A 19,963-nucleotide genomic window follows, 5' to 3' on the forward strand; every position below is an offset into this window, starting at 1 on the left:
GGCATGGTCGAGAACGCACGCTCCATCAACATCGTCGCTACCGTGATTCTGATTGTCGGCATCGCCTACATCGTGGGTCCGCTATTCCTGACCTTGACCACTGCATCGCACTCCTACGAGTTCATGCTTCAAAACGGTCTCGTCTGGTCCTTTGGCGGCGACCTCATCAACAACATGAAGCGGATCTTTACAGAAACCACGATTCCGCTGCAGATACTGAACAGTCTGACCGTCGCGGTCGGCACGGCGATCGGCCTTTGCATCCTGTCATTCCTGTCAGCCTACGCGATCGTGTATTTCCGGGTGCGCTGGGCGGCTATCGTCTTCACGCTGATCCTAGCGACCGTCATCCTGCCGCTCGATATGCGCTTCGTCACCACCTACCAGGTGGCGTCCAACGTATTCTCGCCGCTAAATGCCATACTCGACGCGACCGGGTTCAACGAGCTGATCGCCACCCTCTTCGGCGCTCCTGTTCACCTGGAATGGAGTATTCTAGACACGCGGCTCGGGCTGATCGCGCCCCTGCTCGCCCATGGCATGGGGATCTTCCTGTTCCGGCAATTCTTCTTAACGCTGCCCAAGGAACTGTTCAAGGCGGCCCGCATGGATGGCGCGGGACCGATCCGGTTTCTGTTCGACATCCTTCTGCCGCTATCGCGCACGAGCTTCGCTTCGCTCTTCGTGCTCACGTTCCTCAGCGGCTGGACGCAATACCTGTGGCCGCTGGTGGCATCCTCGACCGCCGAGTCGCAGACAGCAGTCGTCGGGCTGGCGCGACTCGTCCCCGACGAAGGCGCGGTCCCGGATTATCCGCTGATCATGGCCGGCGCCATCCTCGTGTCCATCGTGCCGCTGACGATGATCGCTCTTCTGCAGCGGTATCTCGTCCAGGGTGTCGTCCTTTCGGAGAAATGACCATGTACCCAATCGATCGCGCGAGCCGTATGGCGGCCGCCAACATCCGGCTCGACGGAGTGAGCAAAAACTATGGCCCCATGATCGTCATTCCAAAACTCGACGTCGAATTCAGAGCGGGTGAATTCACCGTCGTTCTTGGCCCATCCGGCTGCGGCAAGTCCACGCTGATGCAGATGATTGCGGGTCTGGAGCGGGTGAGCGGCGGAAAAATCGTCATCGGAGGGCGTGAGGTACAGGATCTCGAGCCCAAGGAACGTGGCTGCGCCATGGTCTTCCAGAATTATGCGCTCTATCCGCACATGACGGTTTTCGACAACATCGCCTACAGCCTGAAAATCGCAGGTTTTACAAAAGCCGAACGCCAGGCCCGCGTCGAGGTTGTCACCAAAATGCTTGGCCTGGTCGAGTATCTCCATCGCAAACCGGGGCAACTTTCCGGAGGCCAGCGCCAGCGCGTGGCAATCGGCCGGGCCATTGTGCGTGAGCCCGCCGTATTGCTCTTCGACGAACCACTTTCAAACCTTGATGCGCTACTGCGTCACGATACCCGCATCGAACTTGCGGACCTGCATCGGCGGATCGGGGCGACCACCGTCTTCGTTACCCACGATCAGGTCGAGGCGATGACGCTCGCCGATAGGATCCTGATCCTGAACAAAGGCAGGATCGAGCAATACGACACGCCGAAAGCGATCTATCACTATCCGGCTTCGGTATTCGTCGCGAAGTTCATCGGCTCGCCGCCGATGAATATCTTACGCGTCGTCGGCGACGGCTCATTGCTTCGCCTCCCCGATGGGCATCCCGTCGCGGAATGCCATCTGAAGGGCCAATTCCAGCTTGGCATCCGTCCCGAAGATATTGCTGTCGACATTGGAGCCGGGGGAACAGGCCTCAAGGCGCAGGTTCGCTACAAAGAAGACCTCGGTTCTCACTCAATTATCGCGGCCGATGTCGCTGGTGAGGCGGTTCGGATCGCAACACCGTTCGGCGCCGAGACGCCCGATCGCAAGCTCCTGCTTCTCTCTTTTCCCTCGCACAGGCTGCACCTCTTCGACGCGCAGACCGGCAAGGCGATCTCCGGCGCCTTCAGCGCCGCAACCAAGGAACAGAAATGAACTATTTCGAATACATGGCCAATCCGCATCGCCATTGCGCGATCGTCGCCCATCGCGGAAACTGGAACAATGCGCCGGAAAACAGCCTACTTTCAATTCGCCGCGCGATCGAGGCCGGCAATGACGTAGTCGAGATCGACGTGCGCCGCACAGCGGACGGTGAGTTCGTGCTGCTGCATGACGATACTCTGGAGCGGATGACCGGCCTCGGCGGGGAGCCGGAGCAGATGACATTAACGGAGCTGACGTCGCTTGCGCTGCGCAATCGCGATGGCGGTCCTGACAATCCCTTGACGGATGAAAAGCTTCCCAGCCTGCAGGACGTATTCGAACTCACGCGCGACAAAATCTTCATTCATCTCGACATCAAGCACCGGTGTGTGATCCCGGAAGTTCTCGCCTTTGCAAAAAAGATGGGCGTCGATCGCCAGGTCGACTTCTGGGCCGACCTGAAGAGCGGGGCGGACCTGGAATGGATCCGGCAAAACATTGTCGCCCACGACGTTCCCTTCATTGCGCGCACGCATCTGGAGGACGAGGACTGGAGGAAACAGATCAAGCTCGTGTTCGAGCTGAAGCCCCTGATCTGCGAGGCCTCGTTCCGGGACCTTTCACAGGTCGACGCGATCCAGCAGCGCTTCCATGATGCCGGCATCACTCTGTGGGTAAACACGCTTGATTCCGTTGCCTCGCCCGGATTTACCGATAGCGCCGCGCTCAAGGATCCCGATGCGATCTGGGGACAGTTGATACGTGCCGGCGTTTCCTCAATTCAGACGGACGAGATGGCGGCGCTTCGATCCTACCTTAAAAGAAACCATCCTGAAGGCGCGAGGAAATCAGCCCCGCCGTCGGAACGGGTGGCAATATAGAAAGAGAGGCACGCCGATGCAGTTCGATCTTCGCCGCCTCGCGGATATAGTTCGTCAGGCCGCACGGCAGGAAATTCTGCCACGCTTTCAGCAGGTGCGCGATCTCGACGTGCGCGCCAAGGCGGATGCCACCGACCTGGTCACAGCCGCCGATGAGGCCACTGAGCGCTTCCTGAAACGGGAGATCGAAAGCATCATGCCCGGTGTCCTGTTCGTCGGCGAGGAGAGCGCCGGTCAGGATCCCGGTCTTCTTCATCGCCTCGATCATGCGGAGACCGCGGTCGTGGTCGATCCGCTCGACGGGACGGCGAATTTTGTGGCGGGCATGCCGTTGTTCGGGGTCATGGCTGCGGTAGTGCGTCAGGGCAAACCGATCGCAGGTGTCATCTACGATCCGATGAGTGACGACTGGGTCATGGCTGAATCCGGCGGTGGCGCTTTTCTGGTCCGGCCTGAAGGAACCGAACGGCGACTTGCCGTTTCCACATCCGCCCCGTTGTCGGAAATGACCGGCTATGTCTCGACCGATTTTCTGCCGCCGGCCGTCAAACCCGGCATCCTCGCACGGCTCGGGAAGGCGCGGATGTTTTCCAGCCATCGCTGTGCCGCCCACATGTACCGTGCCTTTGTCAGCGGACATGGGCATTTCGTAATGCTGGATCGTCTCACGCCATGGGATCATCTCGCTGGAACCCTGATCGCGACCGAGGCAGGAGCTTACGTCGCCTGCCTCGACGGGTCTCCTTACAGTTCGACGAAACGAACTGGAGCGCTGCTCACGGCCACTGATCCCAACAGTTGGCAGACCCTGGCACGGGAAATCTTCACCCCTGGCGGCTAGTACTTAGCCTCACCAGGAACGTCTTCCGTAAACGAGCGATTGTGGTATGGCCGATGACCCGGATCAGAACCTTCATGGCCGGCGTCTAGCCATGGCCGCATAAATAAAATCAAACAGCGCCCGGTAAACAGTATCCGTTGCGAGCGCCCCACAGCCATGGGCGTGACGCCGATCCTCAACCCGGACTAAGCGTCGATGGCGGGAGCACCCGGGTTGAAGCGCGTCGGCTGGCAGTGCGCGTAGATACCCTCGACCGCGAACGGAAGCGTACGCCAGGCATCTTTGAGAATGGCCTCGGGAGGCTTGGGGAATGCTGTCGAGATCATTTGGATCAGCTGAGGCTTTGTGCAGTGAAGAAGAATAGCCATGATTGGATCGCCGGTCTGCTTTTGAGCGAATAGCGGTGCCCATTCCCCGAGATTTAAGCTGATGGCTCCGAAGAACCCATCGGCCCAGTCGCCAGCAAGCACTTCGCCCTCGTCAGTCCGCATTAACACTGGCGCATAGCGGCCGGGCGCCGTCAGTTGGTGAGCTATGAGGTTATAATGATCGACGATCGTATCGATCACCGCCTGGATCTTGCTGCCGATGAAGGCCCTCTTTTCGTGATCGCCAATGACGTGGATCATCNGCTATGAGGTTATAATGATCGACGATCGTATCGATCACCGCCTGGATCTTGCTGCCGATGAAGGCCCTCTTTTCGTGATCGCCAATGACGTGGATCATCCAGTCATTGGGCAACAGGAAGACCGGTCCAGCCGCCAGGCCGGTCAGGAAGCCATTCATCATCGAGACGTCGCGGCAAGGAGGTGCCGGCTCGACCTTTTCGAACCAGGCCTCCAGTTGCTCCAAGGTTARAGGTTTCGCACGCCTGGGCCGCTTCACGCAGCTACCGCCATGTTCATATCGGGATGTTCTTTCTTCCATTGCCATGGAAGGCAACGCTCAAGGGAGGTCGATTTTATCTCGCCCGACACGATGCGTTCAAGCACGTCGTTGAGCCAGGTATAGGGATCGAGGCCGTTCAACTTGGCTGTCGTCAGCAAGGAGCCTAAAATGGACCAGGTTTCGGCGCCGCCATCACTGCCAGCAAACAGACTGTTGACGCGTCCAAGCGCAATACCTCYCATATTGCGCTCCACGGTGTTGGAATCGACCTCAAGCCTACCGTCYTCCAGGAACAGCGTTRGGCCAGACCAAAGACCCAGAGTGTACTTGATGGCAGATGCGACAGGGTCCTTGGCGGATAYATCCTTGATCGTATCCATCAGAAGCGCTTTCAGGTCAGCCATCAAGCCTTTGGTTTTCGCCTGACGAACAGACAGGCGATGCTCGGCGCTCKTGCCGCGGATTTTAGCTTCAATCGCATAGATTTCGGCCAGGCGCTCGATCACCGTTTTGGCCAGCTCCGATTTGTATTTCTTATACACATCGACGAACTCTTATAAGCTTTATACGCATCAACTTGCAGAAGCCCACTGTAGCTGGCCAGTTGCGACTGGATTTCCGCCTTGCCCCGACCTTGGGCGAACACATAGGCAACCGCAGGATACGCGGGACCGTTCCATGGGCGATCGTCCACCGCATGCGCCCAGAATTGACAGATCTTGGCGCGTTTCCGGCCCTTTTTCAGGACAGGCATCCGGGTCTCGTCCACAAACACCCGGCTATGGCTGTCGGGTCGGGTCAAACTCTTATAAGCTTTATACGCATCRACTTGCAGAAGCCCACTGTAGCTGGCCAGTTGCGACTGGATTTCYGCCTTGCCCCGACCTTGGGCAAACACATAGGCAACCGCAGGATACGCAGGACCGTTCCATGGGCGATCGTCCACCGCATGCGCCCAGAATTGACAGATCTTGGCGCGTTTCCGGCCCTTTTTCAGGACAGGCATCCGGGTCTCGTCCACAAACACCCGGCTATGGCTGCGAATGTAAGCTAAAAGCTTGTCGTAGAGTGTTTTCAGCCACCAGGCTGACCGTTTCACCCAACCGCAAAGCGTTGATGTGTCTAAACGGACGCCTTGTCCTTTCAGCATCTGGACCTGGCGGTTGAGTGGCAGGTACCAGGCATATCGCCATACGACCACATTGCTGACCATGGCCGTCGTCGCCAGGCCGCCATCGAACAACCGCGGTTTCGCTTTGGCCTGAACAATGCCGGTTTCACAAGCCCGGCAGGCATACTTCGGTCGCACGGTGCGCAGAACATAAAGCGTGGCCGGCCGTGACGCGAGGGCCTCGCTTTCTTCTTCACCAATGCGATGGAGTTGCCCCTGGCAGCAGGCACATTCCAACGATGATGGCTCAATAACCTCAACGACGCGTTCAAGATGTTCAGGGAGGGCACCGAGGTTACGGCGAGGTTGAGATTTGGAGCTTGCTTGACGCGGCGCCTTGGCGGGCTTTGGCTCATCGTTGGTCGCATCCACCGCAACGTCAAGCTCCGCGTCCCCTAGATCGAGACGGATCTGCCCTTCGAGAACCGCAATGCACTTTTCGGACTTCTGCCCAAAAGGTTGCGCGTTGGCAGCCTTCAACATGCCCTTCAGACGCTCGATTTCAGCGTCTCTTTCCAGGACCATACCGACCAGAATGCCTGGGTCCCGAGGCAGGTGTTGGCCACGGTTGAGCATGGCAAACACTAGCCAAAAGTCGCGGAATTGTCCATGGATTACAATAAGATCACGCTATTTTTGTAGGGCGCTTCACGGGCCTTTGCTCTACTTTTGTCCAGTCCAGACCATCTAACAAAAGCGCCATTTCGCTGGCGCTGAGATGAACGGCCCCGTCACGAACGGCAGGCCAGGTAAAGTGACGAATGCCACTGCCGTCCCAAGCCACCATCTTCAAACGATCATTGCGCTTACTGCGGAAGATATACACGTCGCCCGAATAAGGGTACGCGCCAAGCGTGGTCGATACCAGCGCTGCCAGACCATTTATGCCCAAAATCGACCGGCTTGGAAGCAATCAGGATCCGTAAATCCGATCGAAGCGTGATCAAGCCGAACCCCGCAGCGCGCTGAACACCGTCCGCAACGCCTGCTCATCAACGCCGCCGTCGATAATGACACAAGCGCCGTTAATCTCAACGCGAACGGTCAGCGACCTCCCGAGACATGGTTGAGGCTGTTCGTCACCAAGTTTCACGACCGGCGCGAAACGCATCTCCTGCTCATCCGATGCGCTCTCGCGGGCGCAGCGACGCCAATAGTGCAACAAGCCTTGACTGACGCCGTATTGACGCGCGACGGCAGAGATATTGGCGCCGGGCACAAAACTCGCCGCTGTGATCTTCGCCTTGTCCTCCGGGCTCCATCGACGGCGGCGATCCTCGCCGATGATGACTTCGACACGACGTGACGTCGATCGAGCCCGCTCTGCATTACCTTGCGCATAGTGCTGATGACTGTCATCAGCACTATGCGGCACAACTTGCTCGTCGCTCTCGATTGGCACCAGATCCATCATTCCCACCTCTCAATCTCGAAAGATCGGGATTATGCGCGAACTGAAAATCAATGAAATGTGGGGCGCTCGCAACGCATACGGTAAACAGGTAAACACGGCGCGGTTCACTCATTTAAACAAACCGACAAACAGACAACCGATCGATCCCACAATCAGTCGATTAGACGAGTAATTAATTAAAACTAGCAATCGATTTACGTCTCCGTGAGAGAGCTCACAGACAAACGAACATTACGTCTTCAATAATCCTGCCATTCCTATTCCGCCATTGCTATTGCTCACTACCGCTGCCTTCTTTTGGAAAAGACGTCTAAACTAGACTAGATAGGGATTGTCATAATAGGTAGATAGGTGGGATCGAGATAGCGCGATTGTGAGGACGTTTATATGTAAAAAAATAAATTCAAGACTAGACAGTACAAAACTGAGGCTCAGCCACCGGCTACAGGCCGCTATCGCCTACAAGCTTCTGCAACAGTTCATTGATTAAGTCTTGCCGGGCCCATACGCAAATTGCCTCGACCGGAAGCTGTTCAGCAAGCTCGAATTCTGTTTCTCCCTCCTGAATTGTAAACGGGCACTCATTCGTCTCAAGAACCAGGGCCGTTTGGTTTTTGCCCCTCACGAGGTTTCGGACAGCCTGCTGCGTGAGATCTGGCTGTCTGCGAATCTCAAAGCTCCCGTACAAAACTGTCTGCTGCCAATCCTCCGGAATGGCTTGAGTCTTTGGCACTCCCATCGAAATGCCGCCGTCGAACAAGATGTTGGTTAGTCGAGCAAACTCTTCATCTTCGTACAGTTCTGCTCGAGAGTAGATGACGAGCTGATAAGAGCGTAAGCGTAGGTTACCCCGGCCCCTGTAGGACTTACTTCTTTGCTCTTGGTAGCCTTCAAAACCCGATCAAACTCTTCGTTGCTAAGTTTGGACACCATCGTGGATGAGGTTGGAGTATGCTCTCTTCAAACAGTTCTGTATGGTTGAAGGACGATTGATTGACAAATTGTGATTTTGGCTCACGATGGCGGCGGCTCTTTATAGATTTCGGAGACGATTGGGCAAGCTGCTAACGCAAGACCTTTACATCTCGCCCGGATGGGGTGATAGCCAGCAACGGAGCGCAGACCGTCCGCATTGACAGTCTCTGAAAGTCGCCGCGCGTCTCACACGTCACCTCCGTTTACATGCGTCGCCCCTCGCCTCAGTAGGTCAGCACTTAGCCACCGCGGCTTACGTCAAAGTGCGGGCCTATTTGGCTCAAATAAGCCGGGGTTCCCAGCTTGCCCGGGGTTTATCCATTTCCGTCAGCATAGACGGGCCTATCAAGGTTTCACATTCATCAACACCCTGTCCCGCCCGACGGCGAAATGACGCGCCCCCTGGCTGGTTGACACGTCAGCCCTGCATGCGCCAGCTTGAGGCGGTATGGTTTTCGTCGACATCGAGGGGTTACGTTCAGAAACCGGCTGCACGATCGGCCCAACGTACATCCGTGATGACACCAGCGCACGACCAGTGTGGATGATTAAGATATAAGATACCCGCACATCGAGTGCTGATGGGTCACAGCATCCTTCCGCTCTTTTCTAAGTTCACTCATCATGGCGGCAATTATCGTCAACGAAGTTTCTTACGAAAATGCCGTGTTGGAACTGGACGAAGACTCACGCAGTTGGCTTGTGAATGCCATCCCGGACCGCGTGGCCACCTCCTTCGCTGCAGCCGCTGAAGTCGTGTTTATAGCGGACTTTCACAGGCCGGTCAGCCACCTCGACGCGGACTTATACAAAACCTTTCCAAATCCCTGGTTAACTTTTGTTGGCGAGGACGACATCATTGGGGGATGGGCGCGCCTACGATCCACCGGTATCGTGGCTTCTCACAGCGCGGAGCAAGCATGGCAATACGGCCATGCCCGCGGCTTGGAACCAGGACAGAGTCCTGAAAAACGATGCCGCTACCTGCTGTTTGGCCCTTTCGGCGCCAAAGCTTGGCCGCCAAAGCGGCTTGCAGTGGTCCTGTCGTTCGAGGGAATTGAGCATCATCTTGTCCGAGCTGTGAAGGAAGTCGCGGGCATCGTCTTTCTTGTGGAGGATGGCAACGGGGCACCCAAAATTGACCCTGACAATTTCGACATGCGTTTCCCGAGTGACAAGTTGGTAGATATTGTGAACGCATTGATGGCTTTGCGAAAGGCGTATGGGACTACTGCTCGTGGTAACTAACTCGGCGTGGGGCAAGAACGGGGCTACGTTGAGGACGGACGGATACGTGTTAGATAGCCCTAATGTTTGCAAATCTTTATGCGCCTGGCGCCTAGTCGTTTCAGATGACGAGCTGTAAGAAACGTGAGCGCGTGTCAGACCCAGGCAGAAACTACGCTTTTACTACGGGAATCCGGGAACAGGCTCCCTCAATCGGAGGCCAACTGCAGACACAATGCCTGCGAATCACTCGGGATGCGCGTCACCTGGTAGACTATTGGCTCCGACCGACGGGGCAAAGACCTTCCGCGCTGATAACAACCAATTCGGGGGGCGTCCAACGCTTCCCCGCACATGCGACGCCTCGCCCCAACCATTACGCAATTCCGTCGAAGCGCGGGTGGCTGATGTTCCGATTGACACTTCGTCACAATCAGCTCACACGTCTCCAGCTTCAGACGCGTTGGGTCTATTCCCCCACCGCTGAGGCACGAGCACCGTCTTTCACACCTCTGTGACCCAGCCGCGGTGAAGCTGAAAGCGTAGAGACACGTCATCAGATTCGCCCGACGCGTCATCGGCTGACGCAGTCCTTAGTCCGTCATCCTGCATACCCACCCTGCCCCAGCCTCGACGGTCTAATTTTCGTCCGGGCCGGCCATAAGACAACCAAAGCTGAAAAAATACAAAAGCCGACTGTCCTTGGGTCCTTTCCAAGTTTTGCGATCAGTCCTCATCGAACTTTCTAGTTCCAGAATCATGGAATATCTTGAATTGGCGCTTTCGCGCTTGAGCGAAGAAAACCGCGAATGGATCCAGGGTGCAATTCCGGATGCCCTTGCGTTTCGGTTCGCATCATCCCCCGAAGTTTTTGTCTGCGCCGACTTCCAGAGACCAATCTGCGAGTCCGACCTGGCACTTTATGCTCCAGCAGCCGCGCAACAGATTCACGCGACATTCGTGATCAACCGAGACTGGAGGAGCAACGCATTTTCACAGTTGGCAACCCGTAACTTCGTGGGCTCCTATCGGAAAAAGCTTGGAGTTCTCGAGGGAAGCCTTCATCATTTCCCCCGTGCTACCCCCATCGGAACAATGTGTCACGACATCTTCACCGACTTCGATCGCACTGCTTGTCCTCAGACTCGGCTCATATTGCTTCTCTCCTTCGAAAAGGTCGACAAAGACGTTGTCCGGACTGTGCAGCAGTTGAGCGGGAGCGTCCTACTCGTCCAGATGGAGGATGGGACACACGACACATCTCTCAACACGAACGACTATGACATGCGTCTTCCCATGAGCAGACTACAGCAAATTTTGGCAGCGTTGGTGGCATTTCGAGAGCAATATCAAGCCGCCATGCGAGAAGTCAGTCTCGTGGCATGATTAATTGTGTTGTGACCCAGGTACAAATTAGGGATTACCTCCCGAGATATTACATTCGTTTAAACTTATATACACTATTCATAATCGGCCATATACCTGGCACGTAAACTATGTCGCCCACAATTTCTTTCTACATGTGCATGATCGACGGGCGTCTCCCACTAAGTAAGCCAGCCTACATGCGTCTGGTCTCCTGCGGCCGGATCGGCTTGAACGCGGGAACCTTCCTCTCCTCAGCACGTGCGGTATAGACCGGGAATTAATTTGTAGAGGACTTCGTTCCGTAACGACCCCGTTACGCCGTTAAGCGCGCGAACGCACATATGAATACCTGGTGGGAACCATGACGTACATAAATTGCGAGGGGAGCTAACTAAAGTTCTTGTTTCCGGTGGGCGCTGCAGTGGAGGTCTCGGGACTGAATAGGTTGGGCCTGTAACAGATGGTGAGGGGATCTGATTTAGCAAAGAGCCCAGTAATACACCCGCATATATCCTGCCTGCCTGCCTGCCTGCCTGCCTGCCTGCCTGCCTGCCTGCCTGCCTGGCGGCAGCTTGTTGATGCGTGATCACGAGGTCCTGCACATCCTAGCTTGATGCCTTCCGTGATGGCGATATGAGAGATTGCCTCCCGGTCGCAGCAATCGAGAGTGAAGGCGACACGGGCCTTCTCCTTGTTGTCGCGGCCAATCTCGAAGCCATCGGAGCACCATCTGGTGCTCGAGCGGGCGACGGCGACCTGGCCGTCATGGAGACGATCATCGACGGCTCCGGTATGTCGCACGAGCAGTAGATGGTGCAGCTTCATGACCCGGTGGACGCGCTTGGCATTGGGCCATGACTTGCCCTATTTTCGGGCATTCCTGCGCAGGATGGCATGGACCCGGCGATAGCCCTAAGTGGGCATGTCTGCGATGACGGCCTTGATATCTTCTCCAGCACCCAATCCGGGAATGGCGGGCGTCCTCTGGCTCTGGAAGGGGAATCTTTGGCACGGGCAGCGATATTCGACCGGGCGGCTCCCAAAGTATCGCAGACGGTCTTCATTTCAAAAAGTCCTTCGGAAGAGAGAGCGAACGCAACATCTGCTTTTTGGGCCGGCGACGATTTCGACGGCTTCCTTGAGGATTTCGCCTTCCATCGTCTTCTTGCCCAACGGGCGCTGCAATCCTTCACCTGGGCCTAAGCGTCCGGTATTCGGAAGCCGGAATGACCTCCTCTGCTGTAGCCGTCAACGCCCCTTGTCGAACCCTACGCCTACCTGCGAGATCTCTTCATCAGCCTCGCCCACGGCCATCTCGCCAAAGATATCGACGTCCTAATGCCGTGGCCTACGTCCAACGGCTCAGCGCCTCACAGTGACCGAAAGATCAGTGGGGTGGACACGCCGAATACAACAGACAGGTACTCGGACGGAGAGATATACCAATGCCCAAACAAACTGAGTAACGAACAACGGGACGCATCTACGAACTGTTTCTCTTACTTTTTTTTATCCGAATACACATACTTTACACCTCTATACTTCCTGCCCCTACCCCACTCTGCCCTACCCCCACTCTGCCAAGGGCCCTCTAACTCGTTGCGGATAAATTCAAGGCGCTAAGAGGTTCTCAGTGGAGGCGGCGTACGAAGACCCAACACTTGGCCAATATCCGTAATGTGTGTGACGCGGCCAGGCCCAAACGCGCATCTTACATGAGACGTGTCGCCCTGCTAGCCACTCGGATGGTCGGGGCATGACCCGTATGAGTCACATCTCAATGAGCGGTATGACGCGGCAGTGGCGGTCAAGGTGGTCATTCGGACCTCACAAATTTCCACTTGCGCATCCGGCGTGGTTGCAATGGGTGACGTGGCGCTTTCCTACTCACTCAGCATGGCTGCAGAAAGACGTCATTCGGTTGATAACATTTGATGCAACAACCCGCTCTAGCCACTATAAAAAGCGATCTAAGGCCTACTTCAGCAGCACAAACAGCACTCAGCATTCCTACAGAAACTAAACTCTTACAACACTACACTATCAACTTTGTTCAAAATGGCCTTTTCGACTGCAGGCAACGCATTATCTCTTCCTACACAGGTAGTTTATGACGATCGTCTCGAACGCACCTGCGCTGCGATGAAGACCCACGGCATCGATGTTCTTGCTGTCGCGGGCGTCGACATTCTCCGCTTCTTGACCGGCTTGCACGGCCTGCCGGTTACCCGCCCGATCTGGCTGGTCCTTCCCCAGGGCGGTGAGCCGGGCTTTGTTTCGCCTGGCAGCGAAGTAAAGGAAATTCAGGCGCGTTGCCAAACCAAGGTGGTCGCCAGATGGGTCGAGTGGGAAGAGGAGGTTCCAGCTCCCAGGACCCACCACGAAGCGCTCGCCAAGTATTTGAGAGAGATCGCTCCGAACGCCGGCACAATCGGCATCGATTTCAACGGCATCACCGGTGGAAACCTTGAACTGGTCAAGCAAGCGGTCGGTCCGGAGCGGGCCAAGGACGTCTCACCTATGCAGCGCGAATTGTTCGCGGTGAAGGATGCAGCGGCACTCACCGTCATTCGTGGCAGCTGCGACGTCATTGCTGCGCAATTCGAGGCCAGCCGTGCCGCCATCGCGCCCGGCGTTTCCGAATGGGAGGTCTCGCTTGCGTCATTTATGGCTGGCACTAAGCGTCAGGCTGAACTCTTCAATGGAAACGAGGAGCAGTCGCCGTTGGCGCTTGGCTTGCATATGACGGGAAGTGGCCCTGAGCGCACCGCTCGCTGCCATGCGGCCGGAGCCGGCCGAAAAATGCGGGAAGGCGACGTCGTCCAGATCTGCCGTTGCAGCACTGGCATCTACGGCCATCTGGTGGGTTTTGACCGTCCGGTTCTGGCTGGTAATAAGCAGCCATCCCAGGAAATGCGAAAGGTCATTGATTTGGCGCGTGAGGCTCAGGAGGCGGCCTTGGCTAAAGTCCGTCCCGGTGTGGCAGCTGGTGAAATTCACGACGCGGCTATGGACGTGATCGATCGCGGCGGCTGGAAAAATCCCGTCCTGCATCGCACCGGGCGTTCAATTGGGTACTCCGGTTGGGACGGGCACGAGATCAAAGCCGGATCCCAGACCGTGTTGAAGCCGGGTATGGTGTTCACTGTTGAGCCGGGCATTTATGTTGATGGGGTCGGCGGTGCGCGATTTGGCGACACCGTGGTGGTCACCGAAACAGGATACGAGATGCTCACGCCATTTGAGCTAGGTCGGGATATTTGAGCGGTTCTTTAGACGCAATTGCGTAAACAAGGCCACTTTGCTCGCCGTTACGTAGACAATTAAAGTCAACTATTTATGGATCGTCGAGAAAAGAACGCAAGCGTGTGAATGTTACAGAACTTGAGATTTCGCCCACAGGTGCGGTAAACACGCGGTAATCTCAGTTATCTCGATCAAGAATCCCACGATCTGTCTGAAGCGGCAGGAATTTGAAAAGTCTCATTACCGACGGCTTAAACGTCTTCTGATCTGCTGTCCTGCTAAAAGAGCGGTGTGTCGCTAGCCAATAAACATCAACTCTAGGCATTTTTTCGGTCTTGGAACATGCTCGGCATTGCCGAGACGAAAGGCGGGACGCCAACTCGTCACCCATAACACGCTGGGAATACGAGGGTCACGCAAGCAAGGGGCGTTGCGCCCTACCGAATCCAATTGGGCTACGGGGAAAGAAGTGTGGGCAGGCGGAACCCCAACTCATCTCACATGACGCCCTGCATTGGAATACGAGGTCACGCTGACATAGGACTCCAGGACGCGTAACAGATGACGCGGCGCGCCAAAAAAGCTTGCTAATCTGCGTTCAGCTGACGTGGAAGTAGGACGGGTCCCTATTTGGAATTCTTGAGAAGCGCATAAGAAGTGCCGACCCTCCCGTGTCGTTCTCCCACAACTCAACACGTTGCAATCAAACTTCATTCACTTTTTCAACATTCCCAGACTTCTCGCAAAACACCGACACCATGTCTGCTCCTTCAACTGCTACCGATGCTACGACCGCAGCAGGCCAACGCCAGCTTCACCCCGGGATGAAGTATCTCCTGGCCAAGTTTGCGGCGGGCGTTACTGCCATTCGCGGCGATAAAATCCTCGCCGGAGCGGAGCTTCTCCCGGGGAATGTCACCGGTTTCATGGATGCAATGGGTGTGCCCGCTAGCCAGACGGACAGGAACACTCTGCTCGACTTTGCCAAAGTCACCGCTGGATCCTCCATGGGAGATAGCGAGCAGGCTATGGCGTATTATGCTCAGTCCCCAGGCGTGATTGCGGACAGTCTCGTTGCTTGCCAAGAACTGAAAAACTTGTGCGAAGAAAATCTCCGCTCTCTGACGAAGACGCAGCGCAAATTGATTTTGCGCCGTCAAAAGCGCGTCTTGGTGCGCATTGGACGCCTGCTGAACAAGGACCCTGCCGCTTTGAAGCTCGTCCAGACGCTTGCGGGGCTCGGCTTCTTTGCCACGGCTGGATGGCTTCAGTGGACCGCGAAGGAAAGAGCTTGGAAGATCGGAAGCTGGCCTGCCGTCTGCATTGGCGCGATCCGGCTCCTCGGAAATCTCATGTACAACGACGCTGGGACCATCCACCAGGGCTGGAAACTCCAGTATACTCATCTTGGGATGGCTGCGGTCTCGTACACCTTGGAGGTTCTCTCCCGGTGCGGAGTTGAAGTTAGAGCAGACGATCCGACCATGATCGTCACAACGCTGGCCAATCTTGTCCCCGTCCTCGGCTATTACATGAGGAACATAGAGGCCACTATCGAAGACGGCATCTACAAGTTTGAGGGTTGGCGAACAGGCGCCGCTGGTCGTGCAGACGCTGCTCTGCTCCAGCCCATTTTGAACAAGCTGCGTGCTTTCTCCAAGGCCTCCGCAGATGCTCTTGCGGATGGATCACTCAACAAACCTGGAAACAGGACTGCTGCTACAGGTAAAGAGGCGGAGATTGAGGTTGACAGTCTTGCCTCCTTGCTTAGCCTCGATGTTCAGCCGAGCTCTACCACCTGGGGTGAACTTTTCAGATCTCTGTTGCACGAGGCCATCATCAAGTCGCCAAGCCTTGTCTTTGCCCTGACTACTGGTGTCATTCTGGTCTCAGCTGCGGTTAACAATATCAAGGCTCTGTCCGACAATTCGGCGATAGTGATGACCATCCTCGTGGAGTGCGGGCTGGCCATCAAAAACCCAGGCCTCACTCCCGATCAGTTCCAGTATCGCCTCCTCGTGCTGATCCTCAGTCGTTTCGGATCGATTTTCTTCTTCGCCGCCGCTATGTTGCATGAAGTGCGCACCACCGGGCGCCGCGACATCTACGACAAAAATCCGGAGTTCGCGGCGACAATGGCTCATTGCAATGCGGCATTCGTTTGTATCCTAGGGCTTGCCGTCACCCCAGGCTTCCGGCTCTTCAATCGCATCCTAGCGGCGGGCTGCCGCGGCGCTGTGCAATGCTGGACTGCCATTCACGCACCGTCGAATGTCGAAGATCCGGTTGTCTCGAACTTTGAAGACGAGCTCGATAGGTCCGGCCTTACCGGAACTCCCGTCAGTTGTGCAGTTAAGGAGATGCCCATTTCTGACATCACGGGCGACGATGATGACGATGATGACGATGAAGACTTAGGCGAGGAGCTCCTTTATGACGTCGGAAATCTCGTGTTGCCGACCCTGGTGTGCGACGAGAACGATAGCGAGGCAGAGGATGATCCCGAGGCAGAGGCCGAGCTGGACAAGATAGGCAGAACTTACGTCCTTCCGGCCTTGGAGGAGTTTTGTCGTAAGTTCGAGGGAAAAGACGATCTCCCCGCTTCGCTGCAGTCTGAAATGCTGGAAGCCGCTGCTATGACGGGGGCGGGCGATTTTGATCTAGTGCAGTAAAGCATCGACGTCGGGATGGGGCAAATCCGAGTAGCTAGATCTTCTATTTTGAACCGGTTCTCTGTTTCAACTCTCTTTCGCCAATGTGATCGCAAGTGCATGAGCTAGTCCCTTGTTGAGTGGGGCATCTTTGTCGAAGTGTTGCTTGACTGTTTACAGCCAGATAAATCCTGCCATGCCCCCATGCCCCCATGCCCCCATGCCCCCATGCCCCCATGCCCCCATGCCATGCCATGCTAGTTTCTACTAGCTGTCGTCTCGGGAGGCATAGCCGCAATTGGTTCGACTGCAGGCGCCAGGGGCCAGGGTGACCTTGCCAAGCAGCACTGACGACGAGGGCGCTCACTCTCCGTGCTTGTGTCAGGATAGTACGGGACCTCGTTCGAACATGTACACACAAACGAACTTCTACATCAACAATAAACCCAACCTACGACTTAGTATTCGCCGTAACTTTCGAGTGGTCGTATGCATAGATGTAGATTCGCACTAACATTACGCCCGAATATATCCTGCCCTCAGGATTCTGCACTGCCTCATATGTACTGCAACTATGGTGGTGGCTGTCCCGATGGTCGGACACATCTGCGCCCGTCATGTGACCTGAGCCGGGCGGGCACTTCGTTCACCGCCCATTCTCAAGATACGCTTACGCAAGACTGCCACACCGCCTGAAACATCACATTGGATATCGGGGCTGCCGGTCTTATTTAGCTGCAGGACACGTCAACCCGGTCCAGCGCACGTCGTTCACCGCACGATCCCTGCCAATCAACGGTTTAGATGGCGGAAGAATGTGACAAACACTTGGATCAGGTGGCTTGGCGGCTTACGTGTCGCTGACGCGTACGTTCGGCGTGCAACGTAGTCACCGCGTGCGGATCAGCACATTCTGTTGAGATGGCCATTAGGAACCAATTGAATGCTAAGGCGTGGCATATTGCGCAAGCGAGCTGAAAAACCAAGAACGAGTTGCGCGTATCTGCGGCTGAGCTCGACCGCCCAAGTGAGTCATTCATTTGGGCGCCTTCGGCCTCTCCCGTCTGACCGTATTTACACGTGATCTAAAGCCCACGTTATATAAGGCGACCATTCCCGCCTCCACAGTAAGCTCTCCACCGACGAACACAGCTTCCAGTTCATCAACATCTACTTCAGCTTTCAAAACCTTCACCAAAAACACTTTCACCCTTCGCTTTCCCCAAGCAGCAAAATGGCTCCCAACCGCAACATCTACCGCGCCGAATACTGGGGCGACGCAGTCAACTGTGTCCCCAACGGTCTTCAGGACTTCTTCTTCGTTCGCCATGGTCAAACCGATTGGAACGTCAAAGGTCTCGCCCAGGGCCAAGTTGACACCCATCTGAACGCCACGGGTGAACAACAGGCTCTCGCGGCCGAGCCAATCATCAAGGCTTTGCCCATCGCGAGGGTCGTCTCCTCCCCGCTTTCGCGTGCCGTTAGGACCGCCGAACTGCTCGTTCAGGGAAAGAGCCTTGTGGTTCAGGTCGACGACGGCCTTAAGGAACGCTCCTTCGGCGAGTACGAGGAAAAGACCCCTCCCCCTGGCCTCTACTACCAGGATCTTGAAACGACCGAGCCCCGCCAGGAGTTCGGCCGCCGCGTCGCCAAAGTTCTTCGACACTGCCAGGAACCCGGTTCGCTTATCGTCGCTCATGGATGCGTTTTACGCACCATCATCGGCCTCCTGGACACCGACATCACCTGTTGCGATGATCTGGGCAATGCTCAGGTCTTGTACTTCAGGAAGACTGAGGTCGGCCTCTGGGAGGTGAAGAACCTCAGCGCCGCTATCATTAGGTCTGTCACGGCTATCGAGACAATCGACAGCAACGGCCGACCTATCGTCGAGGTGACTACCATGACTGAGCGAGGTGCCAAGGGCATGGAGGCGACCCCCACCGGTGTCACGGTCGGAGCTTACGAACCCCACGTGCTACGGGACGGCGACAAGTCTCGCTATAACGGCCTCGGCGTGACCAAGGCTGTGAACAACGTCAACACCATCATCGGCCCCGCTCTGCAGGGCATGAACGTCTTCTGCCAGAAGGAGATTGATGCGAAGCTTCTGGAACTCGACGGCACCTCCAATTTGAGCAACCTCGGAGGCAACGCCATTTCCTCGACCTCCGCTTCAGTCTGGCGCTGTGGCGCTGCCACACTCAGCTTCGAAGACTGGCAGTTCGCAGCTTTCGGGCTTCCCAAGTCTATCCCGCTGCCGATCTTTAACATCATCAATGGCAAGCGCAAGGCAGGTCGCGAAGACCTGACTTACGAGCACATGGTGGTTCCCTATGGAGCAAAGACCTACTCCGAGGCCGTCCGAATGGGTAAGGAGATCCATACTGCGTTGGGCGGGGTCATTGGGGAGTTCCTTGGGAAGCCCGCCGCCGCGGGCGCCTCCGGCGGATACGAAGCACCCAGTGATGATCCCGTTAAGGTCATTAGCCTCATCAAGCAGGCGGCAATCAACTGCGGATACGGCAACAAGGTTGCTTTCGCCATCGACAGTGCTGCGGCAGATGTCCATCAACATGGAACTTACCCCTACAAGGGCAAACGCGTTTCCGCCGCGCAACTTCTCCCCGTCTACGAGGAGCTTGCCGCTAAGTTTGACATCATGTTCATCGAGGACTCGTTTGACGAAGAGGCCTTCGAGGACTTCGCCGCCGCTCGTGAGCGGATCCAACGCACCATCATTGCCGGTGATGACCTTACGGTCACCCAGGTGCCCAGAATGGAACAGGCTGCTGAGTGTGCGGCTATTGAGGGCTTCATCTTCAAGCCCGGCCAGGCAGGAACCGTCACCGAAGCTCTCGCAGCTCTGGATTTCGCCACGGAGAAAGGCTGGATGGTTGCTGCGTCTGCTCGTGGTGGTGGTCCCATGACCGACATTGTGAGGGCTCTGTCGCTCGGCCTTGGTAAGGTTCACCTCTACAAGGCTGGCGCGCCCACCAATGGTGGCCATCGTACCGAGGCTCTGTGTGAGGGCATCCGCATTTGCGAGATGTATGGCGTTCCGCTTGTGAACATTGAGCACTTCCTTCGCTTCAAGTGGCTTTCTCTCAACTGAACAGTTGGGGCTTATCTGACAGATTAATGACCGTGATCGCTGGTCATCAAAGGGGATAGATGGAGGTCTATAACGGGGTGTGGCAGAGTAGTAGCATAACTTAGGACAATAAATCACATGCCCCACTCTCTCTTGAAACCCTGCCCCCTACTG

12 protein-coding genes and 6 pseudogenes are annotated in these 19,963 nt (G+C 56.1%); 10 read left to right on the plus strand and 8 right to left on the minus strand.

Annotation, left to right across the window (positions count from 1 at the left end):
• Positions 1-3 precede the first annotated feature (3 nt).
• The 4 genes from ASD00_RS15720 to ASD00_RS15735 are packed head-to-tail and all read left to right on the plus strand — an operon-like array spanning position 4 to position 3,752.
• A complete protein-coding gene (locus tag ASD00_RS15720) occupies positions 4-918 on the plus strand; it encodes an ABC transporter permease subunit (RefSeq protein ID WP_057207491.1) in 915 nt (304 codons plus the stop codon).
• Between the two features lie 2 nt (positions 919-920).
• The gene (ugpC, locus tag ASD00_RS15725) at positions 921-2,039 is read left to right on the plus strand and encodes a sn-glycerol-3-phosphate ABC transporter ATP-binding protein UgpC (protein WP_057207492.1); all 1,119 of its coding nucleotides are present in this window, start codon (positions 921-923) and stop codon (positions 2,037-2,039) included.
• Positions 2,036-2,911, plus strand: a complete 876-nt coding sequence (locus ASD00_RS15730) for a glycerophosphodiester phosphodiesterase family protein (protein WP_063963272.1) — start codon at positions 2,036-2,038, stop codon at positions 2,909-2,911. Before ugpC ends, ASD00_RS15730 begins: the two co-directional genes overlap by 4 nt.
• A 16-nt stretch (positions 2,912-2,927) precedes the next feature.
• Positions 2,928-3,752, plus strand: a complete 825-nt coding sequence (locus ASD00_RS15735) for an inositol monophosphatase (protein ID WP_057207493.1) — start codon at positions 2,928-2,930, stop codon at positions 3,750-3,752.
• Between the two features lie 185 nt (positions 3,753-3,937).
• On the opposite strand, the gene ASD00_RS40065 is transcribed toward ASD00_RS15735, so the two are convergent.
• From ASD00_RS40065 to ASD00_RS15760, 6 genes and pseudogenes are all read right to left on the minus strand, one after another.
• Positions 3,938-4,382 (minus strand): UPF0149 family protein (locus ASD00_RS40065; RefSeq protein WP_156585620.1); only part of this gene is annotated, 445 nt, incomplete at its 5' end.
• A 1-nt stretch (position 4,383) separates the two neighbouring features.
• Positions 4,384-4,640: pseudogene (locus ASD00_RS40070) on the minus strand (UPF0149 family protein); the annotation flags it as partial.
• A pseudogene (locus tag ASD00_RS15750) lies at positions 4,637-5,397 on the minus strand (transposase). The pseudogenes ASD00_RS15750 and ASD00_RS40070, both read right to left, overlap by 4 nt.
• A 33-nt stretch (positions 5,398-5,430) precedes the next feature.
• Positions 5,431-6,390, minus strand: a pseudogene (locus ASD00_RS15755) (IS66 family transposase); the annotation flags it as partial.
• Positions 6,391-6,439: 49 nt separating this feature from the next.
• Positions 6,440-6,761, minus strand: a pseudogene (gene tnpB, locus ASD00_RS38810) (IS66 family insertion sequence element accessory protein TnpB).
• Positions 6,758-7,228: a transposase gene (locus ASD00_RS15760; RefSeq protein ID WP_156585622.1), complete on the minus strand. Its 471-nt coding sequence runs from the start codon at positions 7,226-7,228 to the stop codon at positions 6,758-6,760. Before ASD00_RS15760 ends, tnpB begins: the two are co-directional and overlap by 4 nt.
• Before the next feature lie 1,599 nt (positions 7,229-8,827).
• Here ASD00_RS15760 and ASD00_RS15770 point away from each other — a divergent pair.
• On the plus strand, positions 8,828-9,451 hold the full coding sequence (locus ASD00_RS15770) for a hypothetical protein (protein WP_156585624.1): 624 nt from the start codon (positions 8,828-8,830) through the stop codon (positions 9,449-9,451).
• 738 nt (positions 9,452-10,189) lie between these two features.
• The gene (locus ASD00_RS15775) at positions 10,190-10,816 is read left to right on the plus strand and encodes a hypothetical protein (protein WP_057207496.1); all 627 of its coding nucleotides are present in this window, start codon (positions 10,190-10,192) and stop codon (positions 10,814-10,816) included.
• A 563-nt stretch (positions 10,817-11,379) separates the two neighbouring features.
• On the opposite strand, the pseudogene ASD00_RS38815 reads toward ASD00_RS15775, so the two are convergent.
• Positions 11,380-12,059 (minus strand): annotated as a pseudogene (locus tag ASD00_RS38815) (IS3 family transposase); the annotation flags it as partial.
• Here ASD00_RS38815 and ASD00_RS40075 point away from each other — a divergent pair.
• The 3 genes and pseudogenes from ASD00_RS40075 to ASD00_RS15790 all read left to right on the plus strand — a co-directional run.
• Positions 12,059-12,177, plus strand: a pseudogene (locus tag ASD00_RS40075) (transposase domain-containing protein); the annotation flags it as partial. The pseudogenes ASD00_RS38815 and ASD00_RS40075 sit on opposite strands and share 1 nt — an antisense overlap.
• A 679-nt stretch (positions 12,178-12,856) precedes the next feature.
• Positions 12,857-14,062, plus strand: coding sequence for a Xaa-Pro peptidase family protein (locus tag ASD00_RS15785; RefSeq protein ID WP_082523584.1), 1,206 nt, complete (start codon positions 12,857-12,859; stop codon positions 14,060-14,062).
• A 653-nt stretch (positions 14,063-14,715) separates the two neighbouring features.
• Positions 14,716-16,716: a hypothetical protein gene (locus ASD00_RS15790; RefSeq protein WP_156585628.1), complete on the plus strand. Its 2,001-nt coding sequence runs from the start codon at positions 14,716-14,718 to the stop codon at positions 16,714-16,716.
• A gap of 1,015 nt (positions 16,717-17,731) precedes the next feature.
• Here the strand turns inward: ASD00_RS15790 and ASD00_RS41715 are convergent.
• Entirely contained in the window at positions 17,732-18,394 is a 663-nt protein-coding gene (locus ASD00_RS41715) for a hypothetical protein (RefSeq protein WP_057207500.1), read from the minus strand.
• Between the two features lie 114 nt (positions 18,395-18,508).
• Between ASD00_RS41715 and ASD00_RS41720 the strand changes: the two genes are divergently transcribed.
• Positions 18,509-19,810 carry an enolase gene (locus ASD00_RS41720; RefSeq protein ID WP_280137508.1) on the plus strand — a complete coding sequence of 434 codons (1,302 nt, stop codon included), beginning with the start codon at positions 18,509-18,511 and terminating at the stop codon, positions 19,808-19,810.
• Positions 19,811-19,963 lie beyond the last annotated feature (153 nt).

This window comes from Ensifer sp. Root31, assembly GCF_001424825.1.
In the GTDB taxonomy this organism is placed as follows: Bacteria; Pseudomonadota; Alphaproteobacteria; order Rhizobiales; family Rhizobiaceae; genus Ensifer; species Ensifer canadensis.

Bases quoted from the DNA above. Each gene is read 5' to 3' on its own strand.
- ASD00_RS15785 (WP_082523584.1), top strand. From the start codon at position 12,857: ATGGCCTTTTCGACTGCAGGCAACGCATTATCTCTTCCTACACAGGTA.
- ASD00_RS15770 (WP_156585624.1), top strand. From the start codon at position 8,828: ATGGCGGCAATTATCGTCAACGAAGTTTCTTACGAAAATGCCGTGTTG.
- ugpC (WP_057207492.1), top strand. From the start codon at position 921: ATGTACCCAATCGATCGCGCGAGCCGTATGGCGGCCGCCAACATCCGG.
- ASD00_RS15760 (WP_156585622.1), bottom strand. From the start codon at position 7,228: ATGATGGATCTGGTGCCAATCGAGAGCGACGAGCAAGTTGTGCCGCAT.
- ASD00_RS41715 (WP_057207500.1), bottom strand. From the start codon at position 18,394: ATGAGCGACGATAAGCGAACCGGGTTCCTGGCAGTGTCGAAGAACTTT.
- ASD00_RS15720 (WP_057207491.1), top strand. From the start codon at position 4: ATGGTCGAGAACGCACGCTCCATCAACATCGTCGCTACCGTGATTCTG.
- ASD00_RS15735 (WP_057207493.1), top strand. From the start codon at position 2,928: ATGCAGTTCGATCTTCGCCGCCTCGCGGATATAGTTCGTCAGGCCGCA.
- ASD00_RS15730 (WP_063963272.1), top strand. From the start codon at position 2,036: ATGAACTATTTCGAATACATGGCCAATCCGCATCGCCATTGCGCGATC.
- ASD00_RS15775 (WP_057207496.1), top strand. From the start codon at position 10,190: ATGGAATATCTTGAATTGGCGCTTTCGCGCTTGAGCGAAGAAAACCGC.